The sequence below is a fragment of the Stenomitos frigidus ULC18 genome (assembly GCF_003003795.1).
Lineage (GTDB): Bacteria > Cyanobacteriota > Cyanobacteriia > Leptolyngbyales > Leptolyngbyaceae > Stenomitos > Stenomitos frigidus_A.
Genome location: NZ_PVWK01000133.1, coordinates 38,202 through 53,553 on the forward strand (window position 1 = coordinate 38,202; position 15,352 = coordinate 53,553).

The window sequence follows — 15,352 nt, forward strand, 5'->3', positions numbered from 1 at the left end:
AAGCTACAACGCAGCTACAAAACCTTACTTTAAAAGCTTCCAGTTTTGAATCAGCCAAACGCCATCTTTCCGTACCAACTGATAATCAATGCGCAAATTAGGGCTGGACTCAGCACCTTTACGCTGTCCGGCTTCATAGTACTCAGTCGCTTCAGTCACATCTGCTAAGACACTTGCCTGGTCAGGGTTAGTTTGGTTCGGCTCCACTGAGCTTACCTTGACGCTATGCTCGTATTTTCGGTACTGATTACTGCGCTTGGCATCTGCCGCTGCACCCTCCCATTCAGCCAGCTTTGGTTCTTCAAGAATTTTTGCTAGCGGTGCCACGTTGTGATCGGCCCCCATTGCATCTGCTTTAGCAGAGAGCCAGGTTTGAATCACTTTTTCGGCAATAGTGGCAGTGATGAGTCCCGTAGATGCGGTAGGGCTGCTACCGGGGGTCGCAGTGTTAGTGGGTGATGGCTGGTCAATCAAAGGACGATCGAGCCGCAAATTTAGCTGTTCTTCCTGTACCGTTGGTGTCGAAGCACGTCGCCACAGTGAGCCTGCCATAAAGCCCAAGGTCACGATCGCCGCAATGAGCCCCAGCGGGAGGAGCCAGGGGAGCAAAGCGGCTAATTTGGTTTTGGCAGGTCGTTCACCCCGACGGTAAGCAGCAGGGTTGCCGCGGCCATCACCGTTACCATGCGAACGGTTGGCTGGGCGAACACGGTCAGCCGCCGGACGAGTTGCAGTTGCGGTAGGAGTCCGTGAAGACTGTGGTACGCGCTCGGCAACGGGCAGTGTACCCTCAGCGGAATGCTCAGGAGAGATGGTTGCGGCGCCTGTGCGGGCAGCAATATGGGCACGAGCGGTATTAATCAGGTACTCGTGGCTCATCTCTTGTTCAAGGGATCGCTCAGTCGCCACACGGTTACCCTCGGCCACATTGCCGACTGCCTGGATGCCATCGCGCCGCGAGCGACCATTCATGCCAACGGTCAGCGGTTCGGTCATGCCCCGATCACCGCGGCTACGGTTAGCAGAATCCCCGATCGTGTTGTCTAAACCAGCGTTGGCGACCGATGCGTGCAACGGGAGCGACCAGGCGGCATCGGCATCAGCATCCTCCGGCAGTTCTTCCAAATAGGATTGCACTTGCTGATCCGCAAAATAGTCTTTCAGGGAGGCTTGTTTCTGCATCAAGTCGCGGAAGTGCGGAAACACTTCATCTTGCAGCCAGCGCTCACCATAAAGACACAAGCCAGGAAGGAGATCAGGTGCTCCCTGGGAATGTTCGCGAATAAACGCGATCGGACCATAGTCTTGACTGCGCTCTAGTGCCTGACTAGCTTTCTCTGTCTGCCCTAGCAACAAAGCACAGACAGCCTGCTCCAAATGGACATCCTGGCGACCACTCAAACGAGTGAGCATCAGTTTGGCTCGTCGCACTAAGGCTGGTTGACGTTCAGCAAAACCACGCGCTAGCAGGGCATAAACTGCTAAGTAGGTTGCCACTGGTGAAGGACGCTGCGCTTCTTGCTCAAACAACACCTGTTGCTCAGCAGCGGTTAAGTAACCGCGCAACTGCTGAATGAAGCGCAAAAAGTCATCAATATTTAACCCAGACTGATCATCACCCGCACCATCAATGCCGTCCCGCTCTTGCAGCATGTCTTGCAGTAGGTGCATGCCTTGATAGCGCAAAGTTGGCTGGTCTTCGGGAAGCGCTAGCAGCTCCAGGACACGATAGGGGCGCAGTTTGTAAAGATCCGACTGGATTTCGCCACGCACTTCAGCAAACAACCCTTCGCGCAAGAGCAGTTGCTGACCCGTTTCCAGCGCTTCTGAGGCATTTTCATATTGCCGCTGCTGCCACTGCTCTCGCCCTAATTCCATACAGGCAAGCGCGACCGTCAGCACAATATCTGAAAAAACAATGCTGGGATCGCCAAACTGTACCTGTTTCAGGCTGGCGCTACCGCCCGTCAAGAACGGTCGCCCTAGCCGTAACACGAGCTCGTACTCGCCTAAATCTTGCAGTACTAGCAGAGCGCCAACAAACTGGTCGTCCTGAATTTCAATACTCGGTGTATGGGAGTCGCTGCCAGCATCGGCTTCTGGCGACTGTCCATGCGGTTTGTCGATCGCAGCTCCGTTTTCTGGTTCAAGCTCATAGGCTCTGGCAAGGAAGCGGGTATCGTAAAGCTGGCGCTGTTCCACATCGGAAAGTACCGCAAACGCTTCGTCAAAAAGCTTTTTACGGGAGGCGATCGCCGCATCCGAGTACTCCCGCCTGGGCAGCTGCAGGGTGCGATCGCGGTGTGCCTGTCGCAACTGTTCAGCAGTAGCCTGAATCGGCAAACCCAGTATCCGATAGTAGTCGAGCGGTATACGCACGGTGCACTTTCCTAGCGGTAAGCAGTAAGGTTAAGCTATGGTAGCGGATAATCGCCAGCCAAAAAGGTGCCATTATCATAGCGCGTAGATGCCAGAGTGGCAGTCTATCTCAGGATAAGCAAAAAAATCCTGTAAGTAACATTAATTCTAGAAAACTTGATTCTAGGAAACTTGACCCGTTCAAGCGAAGATAGAAAATCTCCCTGCCAGGATTCAGTCATTTAGGATAAAGTCAATGGTTCAAGAAAGAGTCTTCCCAACATTTCAAGCCGCCACCGCTACAGTGACCAAAGAAGAAGGGCTGTGGCTCTACGAAGACATGGTGCTGGGGCGTTTTTTTGAAGATAAATGCGCTGAGATGTACTATCGCGGCAAGATGTTTGGCTTTGTCCACCTCTACAACGGGCAAGAAGCGGTGTCAACGGGCGTGATTCAAGCCATGCGACCCGGTGAGGACTATGTTTGCAGCACCTATCGCGATCACGTTCATGCGCTGTGTGCGGGTGTCCCTGCGCGCAACGTGATGGCAGAACTCTTTGGCAAAGAAACGGGTTGCAGCAAAGGGCGTGGTGGTTCCATGCACCTGTTCTCGGCAGAACATCGGCTGTTGGGCGGCTATGCGTTTATTGGTGAAGGGATTCCCGTCGCAACGGGTGCGGCCTTCCAATCCAAATATCGCCGGGAAGCGATGGGCGATGCCTCCTCGGATCAAGTCACGGCGGCGTTCTTCGGCGATGGCACCACAAACAACGGTCAGTTTTTTGAATGCCTCAACATGGCAGCGCTGTGGAAGTTGCCGATTCTGTACGTGGTGGAAAACAACAAATGGGCGATCGGCATGGCGCATGAACGAGCCACCTCTCAGCCCGAAATCTACAAGAAAGCCAGCGTGTTTGGCATGCCCGGTTACGAAGTTGATGGCATGGATGTACTTGCAGTGCGCGCTATTGCTCAGGAAGCCGTTGCCCGTGCGCGTGCTGGCGAAGGTCCCACGCTGATTGAGTGCCTCACCTACCGCTTCCGGGGTCACTCACTGGCAGACCCGGACGAACTGCGATCGAAGGCAGAAAAAGAAGCCTGGTTTGCCCGCGACCCGATCAAGAAATTGGCAGCACATCTGTTGGAGCAAAAATTGGCGAGTCAGGACGAACTGAAGGCGATCGAGAAGAAAATCCAGGCAGTTGTCGAAGAAGCCGTAACGTTTGCGCTGGAAAGCCCAGAACCAGATCCAAAGGATCTTTACAAGTACGTCTTTGCAGACAACGATTAGGCAATGACTCACACTTTTGCGGTGATGCAGGATGCAAGCAGATAGCACGCCAGAGAACTTTCAGCAGCAGGTTTTGAGTGAGTTGAAGCAGATCAGCCAACGGCTCGATCGGCTAGAAAGGGAGGTCGAAAAAATCGACTACAAGTTCGACACTTATCAAAAAGCCTCTGATCAGGTCGTGCGACTCGCCACAACCATCATTATCGCGGCTGCATCGGTGTTCATTCTCTCACCTGCGTTCCAGGCGTTTGCTCCAGTCATCCGGGCGTTGGTTTCTGGCGAGGCTGCCAGTGGTTGAGCGGCTTAAGTCGCTGAGAGATTCATTGGGAGTACGATCGCCCGTTCTGCTTCCGCCGTACAATGCTGAAAGATGTGAATCATTGAACGGTAGCGCTATGCCAATCAAACGCGGTGATTTTGTTCGAGCAGTCAAAGAGAAGCTAGAAAACAGCCTGGAAGCGCAAGCCAGCGATCCTCGCTTTTCGTCCTATATCTTTGAGTCCAAAGGTGAAGTCGTTGACCTGAGCGGCGACTATGCCCTGATTAAATTCGGCATTACTCCGACTCCGAATATCTGGTTACGACAAGATCAGCTCGAGTCCTTTGAGTAAGGTGTGAGGAGAGAGGAGTGAGGTGTGAGTAACAAAGCCTTTCATGATGGGTAGTTCGCTTTACGATTAGGGAACGCTGCCAGACATGCTTCTTCCGACCTCGTTGCCTTTAACTCACCTCACTCCTTACTCCTCACTCCTTACCCCTCACTCCTCTCATGGTTTTAACCCCGTCTACGATCGCTTGTGCGAGTACTCGCGTTACCGTTGTTGGTTCTGGTAATGTTGGTAGCGCTCTAGCACAGCGTCTTGCCGAGAAAAATCTTGCTGATGTGGTGCTGCTGGATGTGGTGGAAGGTCGTCCACAAGGGCTGGCACTTGATTTGCTGCAAGCACGGGGCATTGAGCGGCACGATCGCCAGATTATTGGCACCAATGATTATGCCGATACCGCCCACTCGGACGTGGTGGTGATTACAGCGGGACTGCCACGCAAGCCGGGCATGAGCCGTGATGACTTAATGCTAACGAACGGCAAGATTGTTCTGGCGGTGACGAAGCAGGCGATCGTCCACTCTCCCAATGCAATCTTTATCGTTGTCACCAATCCACTGGATCAGATGACTCACATCACCTGGAAAGCCAGCGGTTTACCCATACATCAGGTGATGGGCATGGCAGGTGTCCTCGATTCGGCTCGTTTTCAGACCTTTGTGGCAATGGAGCTAGGCGTGTCTACCAGTGACATTCACGCCACCGTTCTGGGCAGTCATGGCGATTTGATGGTGCCGTTGCCCCGCTACACAACGGTGAATGGCATTCCGATTACCGAACTCATGTCTGTTGAAACCGTAGAGCGGTTGATCGATCGCACCCGCAAAGGCGGGGCTGAAATTGTGGACTTGATGAAAACAGGTAGCGCCTTTTATGCACCAGCTTCGTCCACCTGCGTCATGGTGGAGTCGATTTTGCTCAACAAGTGCCGTATTTTGCCTGTCACAACCTATCTTGAAGGTCAGTACGGATTGCGCGATGTCTTTGTCGGCGTGCCCTGTCGGTTAGGCTGTCAGGGCATTGAAAGCGTGCTAGAACTGGACTTGACCGATGCAGAACTTGTAGCACTACACACATCAGCCGAAGCCGTGAGGCAAACGAGCGATCGCGTTGAGGCCTTGTTAGCATCCAGTCATTCATAGCAGCGATTAGTCGTCAGCGATTAGCCGTCAGCTTTTTTCTGATTTCTGCCTTCATTGCTTAACAACCGTCCTTATGAACCGAGTCGATCGCATCAGTATCTTGCTTACCAGCCTGCTGTTTGGCATAGCCGTACCCAACGTTGGGTGTGTGGTTACAACCGCTCATCAAGTCCCAGACTTTATCAAACAGGCACGCGCTGTTGCTATTAGTGAACGCCAGATTCGCGATCTTTTTAATGCGATGGCAACAGCAACGGATCAAAGAGATGTGGATGGCATCATGAAGTACATGGCTCCCAAGATCGCCATTAAGATGACCATACGATTAGGCACTCATTCCCAGACGCTCAATCTGACACGAGAACAGTATCGTCAGTATCTTCAGCAGGGCTTCGAGGTCACGCAACGTTACAGTAGCCAGTACAAAAACCTCAAAATTAAGATTGCCCCCAATGGTCAAACGGCAACAGCCACCTGCACGCTTGTAGAAGAATCAACCCTCAAAGGACAACCGGGAACGCTCGCATCCATCTCTCAAGAAACAATCAAATTTGAGCGCATCAAGGGACAAATTTTGGCAACAGCAGTGACAAGCAATTCGACGATCGAGGTGAAGTAGAAACGGTAAATAAATCAGTGTGATCGCACCTGGAAGACTTAATAATCATCTAGCAGCAGTCTTTTATCAATTGTGTAGATCAGCATCCCAAACGCCAATGTAAATCCGATCGCGATCGTTGCGCTGAATGATGCCTTTGAGGTTGCCTTTGGTGAATGTGTATTCGTTTGTTTTTCGCTGCTTCACCGCTTCCAACTTGTCTAGCAGATCATTAGCCTGACCGCCTGTCATGTTGTTGAGGGCGACTTTCATTTGCAGTGAGTCAACCGATTGAGCGAAGGATGCTTCGGTTTGACGCACATTACCGGAATTGCGATCGTAGATATACCCCAATGTCACTTTATTTGGCACCACCTCATAAAGCGCAGTGCGGGTGTTGTTCCAGAAGCCTTTTTCCGCCTTACTGGTGGGTTCTCCCAAGGCGGCTTTAATGTCACCTTCCGAAGTGCCTGGAGGAAAGCCTGGAATAGTTGGGACTGCGGTTGTAGGCTGATCCTCTGCTTTCTCCTCAGACTCTACAGATGGCGATGGTGACGGCGATCGCTCAACCTTGGGCGTTTCAGTCAGTTTCGGCGACGGTTTTGGTGACGCTGTCTTAGGCGAGGCTTCGATCGAGGGAGATGGCGATGGCGATGGGGCAGAAGGCTCCAGCGTTAATTGGTTGCTTGGTTGCGGTTTGTAGAAAATGGCGATCGAGGCCGTACCAAGCATTGTTAACAGCATCAAACCCAACAAAATTGGCAGCGTACGACGCGTCGTACTGGGGGAATTTGTCCCAGCCCGTGCAGGGGCACGTGGTGCAACGGTTGCAACGGGCGATCGTGCCGCTCTCGCAGGGGATGATTGTCCTTCTGCCCGCCGTCCTACAGCCAGGGTGGCAGCCGTTCGAGTAGATTCGACAACAGGCTGAAAAAGCGGTGGAATGGGTGTAGAGCCGATCGCGGAGGGAGACGGCAACAGAGCCAGCCATTCATCCATACTGGCAGGTCGATACTGAACCTCTACTGCCATACCGCGAATAACAGCCTGATTTGTGGCAGCACTGAGTTCTGGACAGAGTTCACGCGGATCAGGCAACGGTTGACGATCGCGCAAAATCGACGCAGTGGGCATCCGTGCCGTCAGCAGGGCATACAGGGTCGCTGCCAGTCCATATACGTCAGTAGCAGGCGTACGCTGTTCTTGAGACAGGTATTGCTCGATCGGCGCATAGCCAGCCGAAATCAAGCTGGTGTGGGTCTGCGTGGAACCGGGCGTAAATTCGCGGGCAATACCAAAATCAATCAACACTACATCCTGAGTGCCCTGACGCAGAATAATGTTTTGGGGTTTGATATCTCGATGCAGCAAGCCGTTTTGATGCACCACTTTCAGCGCATTGCCGATTTGACGAGCGTAGTGGATGGCGATCGCCTCTGCTAACGGCTTATTTGGAAACACTAGCGCTTCCAAATTGGGGCCAGGAATATAGTCCATCACCATATACGCCTGACCAGCTTCAACAAAAAAATCGCTGATGCGGACAATATTGGGATGCACGCATAGGGCTAATCGCCGCGCCTCATCCTGAAACTTACGCTGATAATCGGCGTAATCTGGCTCGTAGCGCAGAGACTCGTTCAGGGTTTTGATGACAACCGTTTGTCCCAAGAAGTGATGGGTCGCTTTAAAGGTGATGCCAAAGCCACCACGCCCCAATTCTGCCTCAAGAGTATACTTACCGCCTTGTAGCTGCTGACCAATCAGGGAATTCATAGGCGCTCCCGTTCCACGTCTCATCACTCTATCTATTAGACCTGATCTATGACACAGGGTCTATGACACCTGATCTGAGGCGCCTCTTTGGGTGTCTCATTTTAGCTGGAGTGGTAAGTTTGAAGAACTCAGTTATCTGGAGCGGCTCATGGTGCCGAATGACGCAAAACGCGAACCAACTTTTGCAGGCGCTGCCGTAGAATTTGTGGACGTTGGCTTTATGGCGGGCGATCGCTCACTCCTCTCAGGGCTAAATTTTGCCATCCAGTCTGGAGAAGCACTGGTGCTGTTGGGTCGGAGCGGTTCCGGCAAAACCACCACAATGAAGCTCATCAATCGGCTACTGACCCCCACTAGCGGCAGCGTTCGCGTGCAAGGGAAAATAACGACAGAGTGGGATGTCATTCAACTACGGCGACAAATTGGTTATGTAATCCAGGAAACGGGGCTGTTTCCCCACTTCACGATCGAGCGCAATGTGGGTCTTGTGCCGTCTCTGCAAAACTGGCAGCCCAAACGCATCAAAGCGCGAGTGCACGAATTGCTGGATCTGGTCGGTTTAGAGCCAGCGCAGTTTGCCGATCGCTACCCCAATCAGCTTTCAGGCGGACAACGCCAGCGCGTTGGGGTTGCCCGTGCCCTGGCAGCCGATCCGCCCATTCTGCTGATGGATGAGCCGTTTGGTGCCCTTGACCCCATCACACGGTTGGAACTCCAGCAAGAATTTCGACGACTCCAGCAAGAATTAGGCAAAACGGTTGTCTTTGTCACCCACGATATTCAAGAAGCCTTTGTACTGGCATCGCGCATCGGCTTGATGCAGGATGGACGGTTGGTGGTGCTAGAAACACCAGAGGAGTTTTTGCGATCGTCCGAACCAGAGGCGCAAACGTTTCTCAAAACCCTGCGCACATTGGATTCGGTGAGGAGTAAAGAGTGAGGGGTGAGGAGTAATGAATAACTTTTTTCTTGTTCGATACGCGCCGGAGATTTTGCAACGTACAGGTGAGCATCTGTATCTGGTGGCGATCGCCATTCTCATCGCCACTGCGATCGGTATCCCGCTGGGCATTCTCATCACGCGCAAACCAGCGCTACGTCAGTCCGTCCTGGGTACGGCAAACATTCTGCAAATTATTCCCAGTCTGGCGTTGTTTGGGTTGTTGGTGACGGTGCCACCCGCGTTGGGTGGAGGCATTGGCGATCCACCTGCGATCGTGGCTCTCACGCTCTACTCCTTTCTGCCGATTATTCGCGGCACCTACACAGGCATCATGAGCGTCGATCCAGCCATTCGGGAAGCGGGGCGCGGTATGGGCATGACAGACTGGCAGTTGCTTTCGCAGGTAGAAATGCCGCTGGCGTTGGGCGTGATCCTATCGGGCATTCGGGTCGCGACGGTGATCGCGATCGGTACGGCAACCATTGCAACTGCGATCGGTGCGGGTGGTTTGGGCATCTTCATCTTCCGGGGCATTTCGGCGCTAAATAATCAACTCATTCTTGCAGGCGTCATTCCGGCAGCAGTGCTGGCACTGATTGCAGACTTTGGCATTGGTTGGCTAGAGCATCGACTAACGAGACGAGGAGGTAAGCCCGCATGAGATTCAAACCGCTGCTTGCGTGGATTCTCATGGCGATCGTGCTGGTGATGTCGATCTCAAGCTGTAGCGCCAATCACGCTGGCAGCAATAGCCGTGGTGATATCGTCATTGGTGCCAAAGCGTTTACCGAGCAGGATCTTTTAGGCGAACTGCTGGCGCAACAAATTGAGGCAAAAACAGGCTTAAAGGTCGTGCGTCGTCTGCAGCTCGGTGACACGCTCGTTTGCCATAACGCCTTGCTGTCGGGACAAATCGACCTCTACCCCGAATATACGGGTACGGCCTTTTCCACCGTTCTCAAGCAAAAGACAATCGGAGATGTGAGCGCAGTCTACCGACAGGTAAAAGAAGACTATGCCAAACAATTCAAGCTGGCGGTGATGCCGCCATTGGGTTTTCAGAACACCTTCGCGATGATTGTACGCGGTGATATGGCGCGATCGCTCAACATTAAAACGCTTTCTCAGGCAGCACCATACGTCCCTCAATGGCAAGCTGGCTTTGGCTACGAATTCACCGAACGCCAGGAATATGCCAACATGGTCAAAACCTATGACCTGAACTTTACCAAAGCACCACGCCTGCTGAATCTGGGTTTACTCTACCGAGCGCTCCTACAAAAACAAGTCGATCTGGTTGCAGCCAATTCCACCGATGGGCAAATTACCCGATCGGATTTTGTCATTCTTGAGGACGATCGCCACGCCTTTCCGCCCTATGAAGCCGCCGCGATCGTTCGTGAGGCAACGCTACAAAAATATCCTCAAGTCCGCACTGCTCTTGAGCAACTGGCAGGCAAAATTTCTCCCGACGAGATGCAGCACCTGAACTATCTGGTGGATGGCGAACTGCGCGATATCAAAGACGTGGTGCAAGCCTTCCGTCAGTCTAAAAATCTCTGAAGCACCAAAAATCTCTACGCTAGTGTGGTCTAGAGAAACCTCTAGAATGACAATAGTGCATTTTTTCCTCCATCCCCAGTTTTTGTCTCCTTGACCTATGGCAACGATCGACCGCAAACCAATTCTGCTTGACTTTGAAAAACCCCTCGCAGATTTGGAAGCCCGAATTGTGCAAATTCGTGAACTTGCAGAAGAAAATGACGTCGATGTCTCTGATGAGATCCGTCAGCTTGAGGCGCGTGCCGTGCAGCTTCGTCAGGAAATTTTCAGTGGGCTGTCACCGACCCAACAGTTGCAGGTGGCACGGCATCCTCGCCGACCCAGCACGCTGGATTACATTCAGGCCATCAGCGATGAGTGGATGGAGCTACACGGCGATCGGGGTGGTTTTGACGATCCAGCTGTGGTGGGTGGCGTTGCCCGGTTGGCGGGGCGTCCTGTAGTCATGTTGGGTCAGCAGAAAGGGCGAGACACCAAAGACAATATCACTCGAAATTTTGGCATGGCGTCCCCTGGTGGCTATCGCAAAGCCATTCGGTTGATGGAGCATGCCGATCGCTTTGGGATGCCGATTATGACGTTTATCGACACACCCGGTGCCTACCCTGGTCTGGAAGCCGAAAAACTCGGGCAAGGTGAAGCCATTGCCTACAATTTACGGGAAATGTTTCGCTTGAGTGTACCGATGATCTGCGTCATCATTGGTGAGGCTGGTTCTGGCGGGGCGTTGGGCATTGGCGTCGGTGACCGTCTGCTTATGTTTGAGCATTCAGTCTATTATGTCGCCTCACCAGAAGCGTGTGCCTCCATTCTCTGGCGTGATGCTAGCAAAGCACACCAGGCTGCCGAGGCGTTAAAAATCACGGCACCAGATCTAAAGCAACTTGGCATTATTGATGAAATTCTGCCTGAGCCAGTGGGTGCAGCTCATGCTGATCCACTCAAGACAACCGAAATTCTCAAAGAAGCACTGTTGCGGCATCTCAACGAACTTGACCAGATGACCAGCCAGCAGCGACGCGACTTACGCTATCAGAAGTTTCGAGCGATCGGTGTTTTCAGTGAGCATCCCCTTTAAGCCGTTCTGGAAGAGCGCTTATACCGCGATCAAACAACGCGAAACCATAGAAATGGTCATGCATCCATTGATTCATTGATCGATTTTCTTCTCGGTTTTTAAAAGCATGAGTGGTATAATAATTTTGTAACAATTGTTTACATTTTACAATTGTTTACATCTTTTCGGAATAACCGCGTTTTCACTACGCACTTTAGTATTCTTTGTTTCCTGCGATTGACCGTTGTCTGCGACACAGATCTATATTTAGCACCGACCAAGGTTTTCACTCCATTGAAACGCGACAATAACGGCTCTCCGTGTTTGCCTCGGCTTTTGGTATTGAAGTTGCTCACTGCAATGCACCCTCTTCTCATTTCCGACTCAGCTTAAGTTGTTAGGATCATTGACCTTGGGGGTAAGGACGTTACGGCTCAGAATCTCTACATTATTTAGGCTTTAGGATAGCAAGACTGCTTCATGACTCAAATCGAACGATACGCTCTCGTTACAGGAGCAGGCAGCGGTATTGGGAAAGCAACGGCGTTGGCCTTTGCCCAGGCAGGGATGCATCTTGCCTTGGTTGGTCGCACTCAATCGAAGTTAGAAGCTGTTGCAGCAGTAGCCACTCAGCATGGGGTAAAGGTGGCATGTTACCCCATTGACTTGCTGCAGGTGGAGCAGGTGAGCGAAAAAATAGCTGCGATCGCCACCAGTTTTGGACCGATCGATATCCTGGTTAACAATGCTGGGATGGGCTACACCGCAACGCTGTCTGAGACACCGTTAGCCGATTGGCAGCGCGTGCTGGCATTAAACCTGACCAGCGTTTTCCAATGCATACAGGGCATTCTGCCAAGCATGCGCCAACGTAAACAGGGAACAATTATTAACGTCTCCTCGATCGCTGGACAGCAAGTGTTTCCTGAGTGGGGCGCTTACTGCGTCAGCAAGTTTGGGCTGGTAGCGTTGTCCAAAACACTGGCGGCTGAGGAACGTGCTCACGGCATCCGCGTTGTAACCATTTCGCCGGGTTCTGTGAACACGCCCATCTGGGACACAGACACTGTTCATGCTGACTTCGATCGCTCATCGATGCTCACGCCAGAAACGGTTGCTCAGTCGATTCTTTACACCGCCCTTCTGCCTCAGGAAGCGGTGGTTGAAGCGCTCACCCTTATGTCAAACGCAGGCACGTTCTGATTGCTTTGCTTTCTTTTTGGCAGGCTCTGTAGCCTGTCTCTCGATTGTCTTTGCCTGACTTTCTCAACCACATACGTTTGCTTTCACACTGTCACGTTATCTACATTTGAATCACCATGACTATTGCGTCTTCTCAAGGTTCTAACGGCTCCGAATCGACTGCCAAAAAGACTAAAGGTTTAACCACCCGCCCCGATCGCAACACGCTGGGTGGTGGACAAGAGCCCAAACTGCAAACGCCTCCTGAAGCCCTTCAAGACGATATGATGGATGCCGTTAAAACCATCCTGCTTGGAGTCGGCGAAGACCCCGATCGAGAAGGCTTACTGAAAACCCCCAAACGGGTGGCTGAAGCCATGCGGTTTCTGACCAGCGGCTACCATCAATCGCTAGAAGAACTCGTGAATGGTGCCATTTTTGACGAAGGTCATAACGAAATGGTGCTGGTGCGGGATATCACCGCGTTTAGCCTTTGCGAACATCACATGCTGCCGTTTATGGGCAAAGTTCACGTGGCCTATATCCCCAACCAAAAAGTCGTTGGGCTCAGCAAATTGGCACGGATTGTCGAAATGTATTCTCGCCGTTTGCAAGTCCAAGAACGCCTCACCCGACAGATTGCCGAAGCCGTCCAGACAATTCTGGAACCACAAGGGGTTGCCGTGGTCATGGAAGCGACCCACATGTGCATGGTCATGCGTGGTGTTCAGAAGCCGGGTTCCTGGACGGTCACTAGCGCGATGGTTGGTGTTTTTCAAGAAGATCAGAAAACCCGCGAAGAATTTTTGAACTTGATTCGACACCAACCCTCCTGGTAGCACACCTTCTAGTTACTGAAAGTGCCTGGGCAGTCGAGTGCCTGTTACAGTGACGTTCTTGTTGAAAATCCCTCTCCCTTCAAAGGAAAGGGATTTTTGCTGGAAACGTGAACAATTTACCGTTAAATGCAGTCTCACAATCTGGAACAGTGACGTACCTGCTTGTATGTCCCTATGTGTTTTTACAGGGCTGTTACTGTCATTGCATCATGATGAAATCTGTTCGACGGACTGCTTTAAATATGGGCGATCGTGTGCGTCTCGTAAGCGGACTAATGCGAGGACACACTGCAACGATCGCCGCCATTAACGAAGACGCTTACTTTTTGATCGGAGACTGGACAAAGCAGACGGGTTTCGTCCATGTCAAATACGGCCCTGTTGAGCCTGACTCTCTAGAAAAGTTAGAAAAAGTTATAGACAACTAGCCCCAATTAGGGGCTTTTCAAGCAAAATTTTACCGTTGGGTACGGGCAGATTCTGCCAGAGTCTTGCCATTTAGCCGTTAACCTAGTGATCAAACCTGCCCCTAGTGGTCTTTTAGGAACACAGATTAAATAAGGTCGAATGTCTCGCGTAGGGGCATTGCCATGCCCACTGGTGTCAAGTTAAGAAAAAGAAGCCAGAGTCAAGGGGGCTTTCAGGGCGCGTTAGGCTGAGGCTAGCCGCTTTCCACACAGTGCCATGAGCCAACAGCGTCGCGGGAATCCTGATTTACGCCGAGCCGTTACCGCCCCTGCTCCCAGCAATGAGGCACTCGAAGCCCGCCTGCGCGATTGGGTCAGTCCCGGTACGTTTGCCGGGCTCAAAACGGTGCAGGACAAGGGTCGACACTTACGCGACCGGGTGCTGACGTTGCCTGTGATGGCAGCGATTGTGTTGAGTCTGGTGTCTCGGCAAATCAGTGGGTTGAGCGAAGCCTTGCGGGTGCTAGAGCAGGAGGGACTGATGTGGGCAGAGGCGCAAGCCGTGAGCAAACAAGCGTTGTCCGACCGCCTGCGCACGTTGCCTGCGAGTCTCTTCGCACAACTGTTTGAGCAGGTCTTAGCACGTCGGCAAGCCCAACCACGCACAGAAGTGGAAGTGTTGCCCGCCCACTGGCAGACCGTCCAACAACAGTTTGGTGTGGTATGGTGCGCCGATAGTTCCACCTTAGAGTCGTTGGCGAAAAAACTCGCGACCCTCGAACAACATGCTTCCGGCTTAGGTGGCAAGATGATGATGGTCGTCGAAGCGTTTTCGCGCTGTCCCGTGGCTGCTTGGTATAGCGTTGATGCTTACGCCCATGACCAGCGATGGCATGACTGTCTCCTGGAGCGCTTGCCCCAGGGTGGGTTACTCCTGTTTGACTTAGGCTTCTTTAATTTTGCCTGGTTTGATGCCTTCACACAGGCAAACAAGTATTTCCTCACCCGGTGGAAGCAGAAAACTGCAGGCAAGGTGCTGCGGGTGCTGCGTCAAGGTCCCCGGTATCGGGATGAACTCTTGGCCTTGGGGGTGTACCGCTCCAATCCTTGCAGCTATCCTCTGCGGCGGGTCTCGGTACAATGGGGCACCACCTGGCATACCTACCTCACCAATGTCCTCGACCCAGAGCGGTTATCGGCACAACAGGTGTGTGATCTCTACGCCCAACGCTGGCGGATTGAGGAGGCGTTTTTGCTGACGAAGCGCTTGCTCGGTTTAGCCTACTTGTGGGTCGGTGGCAGCAATGGTGTCCAGATCCTCTACGCTACCTGGATCTTTTATGCTGTGTTGATGGACCTCTGTGCTGATGTTGCCGTAGCGTTGCGCCAACCCTTAGAACGCATTTCCGTCGAAATGGTCTTTCGCTCTCTGTATCATTTTAGTCGGGCACGGCAACAGGGACGGGCAGAAGCCTTGCTGCCGTTTTTAGTGCAATTTCACCACTCCTTTGGCTTAAGTAGATCAGGCTTGAAAAGCTCCGGTATGTAAAGTTAGATGGAGGTATCGATTTCAACGATTTGGAGGTGCAGC

At 52.4% G+C, this 15,352-nt stretch carries 15 protein-coding genes; 13 read left to right on the forward strand and 2 right to left on the reverse strand.

Annotated elements, in window-relative coordinates:
• Window positions 1-24: 24 nt before the first annotated feature.
• The gene (locus C7B82_RS24700; RefSeq protein WP_106259422.1) at window positions 25-2,379 is read right to left on the reverse strand and encodes an IMS domain-containing protein; all 2,355 of its coding nucleotides are present in this window, start codon (window positions 2,377-2,379) and stop codon (window positions 25-27) included.
• Window positions 2,380-2,614: 235 nt separating this feature from the next.
• Between C7B82_RS24700 and pdhA the strand changes: the two genes are divergently transcribed.
• The 5 genes from pdhA (at window position 2,615) to C7B82_RS24725 (ending at window position 6,015) form a co-directional block, all read left to right on the forward strand.
• On the forward strand, window positions 2,615-3,649 hold the full coding sequence (pdhA, locus tag C7B82_RS24705) for a pyruvate dehydrogenase (acetyl-transferring) E1 component subunit alpha (protein ID WP_106259423.1): 1,035 nt from the start codon (window positions 2,615-2,617) through the stop codon (window positions 3,647-3,649).
• Window positions 3,650-3,680: 31 nt separating this feature from the next.
• On the forward strand, window positions 3,681-3,947 hold the full coding sequence (locus tag C7B82_RS24710) for a ssr2422 family thylakoid membrane protein (RefSeq protein WP_106259424.1): 267 nt from the start codon (window positions 3,681-3,683) through the stop codon (window positions 3,945-3,947).
• A gap of 97 nt (window positions 3,948-4,044) precedes the next feature.
• Window positions 4,045-4,260 (forward strand): NAD(P)H-quinone oxidoreductase subunit O, encoded by a 216-nt coding sequence (gene ndhO / locus C7B82_RS24715; RefSeq protein WP_106259425.1) that lies wholly within the window; start codon window positions 4,045-4,047, stop codon window positions 4,258-4,260.
• Between the two features lie 158 nt (window positions 4,261-4,418).
• Window positions 4,419-5,396, forward strand: a complete 978-nt coding sequence (gene mdh, locus C7B82_RS24720) for a malate dehydrogenase (protein ID WP_106259426.1) — start codon at window positions 4,419-4,421, stop codon at window positions 5,394-5,396.
• Window positions 5,397-5,469: 73 nt separating this feature from the next.
• Window positions 5,470-6,015, forward strand: a complete 546-nt coding sequence (locus C7B82_RS24725) for a nuclear transport factor 2 family protein (RefSeq protein WP_106259427.1) — start codon at window positions 5,470-5,472, stop codon at window positions 6,013-6,015.
• 66 nt (window positions 6,016-6,081) lie between these two features.
• Here the strand turns inward: C7B82_RS24725 and C7B82_RS24730 are convergent, their stop codons facing one another.
• A complete protein-coding gene (locus C7B82_RS24730) occupies window positions 6,082-7,770 on the reverse strand; it encodes a serine/threonine protein kinase (protein ID WP_106259428.1) in 1,689 nt (562 codons plus the stop codon).
• Window positions 7,771-7,861: 91 nt separating this feature from the next.
• Between C7B82_RS24730 and C7B82_RS24735 the strand changes: the two genes are divergently transcribed.
• From C7B82_RS24735 to C7B82_RS24770, 8 genes are all read left to right on the forward strand, one after another.
• Window positions 7,862-8,710, forward strand: coding sequence for an ATP-binding cassette domain-containing protein (locus tag C7B82_RS24735; RefSeq protein WP_245940077.1), 849 nt, complete (start codon window positions 7,862-7,864; stop codon window positions 8,708-8,710).
• Window positions 8,711-8,723: 13 nt separating this feature from the next.
• Entirely contained in the window at window positions 8,724-9,374 is a 651-nt protein-coding gene (locus tag C7B82_RS24740) for an ABC transporter permease (RefSeq protein ID WP_106259429.1), read from the forward strand.
• A complete protein-coding gene (locus C7B82_RS24745; RefSeq protein ID WP_106259430.1) occupies window positions 9,371-10,276 on the forward strand; it encodes a glycine betaine ABC transporter substrate-binding protein in 906 nt (301 codons plus the stop codon). Before C7B82_RS24740 ends, C7B82_RS24745 begins: the two co-directional genes overlap by 4 nt.
• Before the next feature lie 97 nt (window positions 10,277-10,373).
• Window positions 10,374-11,354, forward strand: coding sequence for an acetyl-CoA carboxylase carboxyltransferase subunit alpha (locus C7B82_RS24750; protein WP_106259431.1), 981 nt, complete (start codon window positions 10,374-10,376; stop codon window positions 11,352-11,354).
• A gap of 459 nt (window positions 11,355-11,813) precedes the next feature.
• The gene (locus C7B82_RS24755; protein WP_106259432.1) at window positions 11,814-12,536 is read left to right on the forward strand and encodes an SDR family oxidoreductase; all 723 of its coding nucleotides are present in this window, start codon (window positions 11,814-11,816) and stop codon (window positions 12,534-12,536) included.
• A 116-nt stretch (window positions 12,537-12,652) separates the two neighbouring features.
• Window positions 12,653-13,354, forward strand: coding sequence for a GTP cyclohydrolase I FolE (folE, locus tag C7B82_RS24760; RefSeq protein WP_106259433.1), 702 nt, complete (start codon window positions 12,653-12,655; stop codon window positions 13,352-13,354).
• Window positions 13,355-13,563: 209 nt separating this feature from the next.
• The gene (locus C7B82_RS24765; protein WP_146141255.1) at window positions 13,564-13,782 is read left to right on the forward strand and encodes a KOW domain-containing RNA-binding protein; all 219 of its coding nucleotides are present in this window, start codon (window positions 13,564-13,566) and stop codon (window positions 13,780-13,782) included.
• A gap of 256 nt (window positions 13,783-14,038) precedes the next feature.
• Window positions 14,039-15,310: an IS4 family transposase gene (locus C7B82_RS24770; protein ID WP_106259435.1), complete on the forward strand. Its 1,272-nt coding sequence runs from the start codon at window positions 14,039-14,041 to the stop codon at window positions 15,308-15,310.
• Window positions 15,311-15,352: the final 42 nt, after the last annotated feature.

What these genes read in the sequence shown, in the direction of transcription:
- C7B82_RS24740 (WP_106259429.1), top strand. Translation starts at nt 8,724, where the DNA reads ATGAATAACTTTTTTCTTGTTCGATACGCGCCGGAGATTTTGCAACGT.
- pdhA (WP_106259423.1), top strand. Translation starts at nt 2,615, where the DNA reads ATGGTTCAAGAAAGAGTCTTCCCAACATTTCAAGCCGCCACCGCTACA.
- C7B82_RS24750 (WP_106259431.1), top strand. Translation starts at nt 10,374, where the DNA reads ATGGCAACGATCGACCGCAAACCAATTCTGCTTGACTTTGAAAAACCC.
- C7B82_RS24725 (WP_106259427.1), top strand. Translation starts at nt 5,470, where the DNA reads ATGAACCGAGTCGATCGCATCAGTATCTTGCTTACCAGCCTGCTGTTT.
- C7B82_RS24710 (WP_106259424.1), top strand. Translation starts at nt 3,681, where the DNA reads ATGCAAGCAGATAGCACGCCAGAGAACTTTCAGCAGCAGGTTTTGAGT.
- folE (WP_106259433.1), top strand. Translation starts at nt 12,653, where the DNA reads ATGACTATTGCGTCTTCTCAAGGTTCTAACGGCTCCGAATCGACTGCC.
- C7B82_RS24755 (WP_106259432.1), top strand. Translation starts at nt 11,814, where the DNA reads ATGACTCAAATCGAACGATACGCTCTCGTTACAGGAGCAGGCAGCGGT.
- C7B82_RS24745 (WP_106259430.1), top strand. Translation starts at nt 9,371, where the DNA reads ATGAGATTCAAACCGCTGCTTGCGTGGATTCTCATGGCGATCGTGCTG.
- C7B82_RS24765 (WP_146141255.1), top strand. Translation starts at nt 13,564, where the DNA reads ATGATGAAATCTGTTCGACGGACTGCTTTAAATATGGGCGATCGTGTG.
- C7B82_RS24770 (WP_106259435.1), top strand. Translation starts at nt 14,039, where the DNA reads ATGAGCCAACAGCGTCGCGGGAATCCTGATTTACGCCGAGCCGTTACC.
- ndhO (WP_106259425.1), top strand. Translation starts at nt 4,045, where the DNA reads ATGCCAATCAAACGCGGTGATTTTGTTCGAGCAGTCAAAGAGAAGCTA.
- mdh (WP_106259426.1), top strand. Translation starts at nt 4,419, where the DNA reads ATGGTTTTAACCCCGTCTACGATCGCTTGTGCGAGTACTCGCGTTACC.
- C7B82_RS24730 (WP_106259428.1), bottom strand. Translation starts at nt 7,770, where the DNA reads ATGAATTCCCTGATTGGTCAGCAGCTACAAGGCGGTAAGTATACTCTT.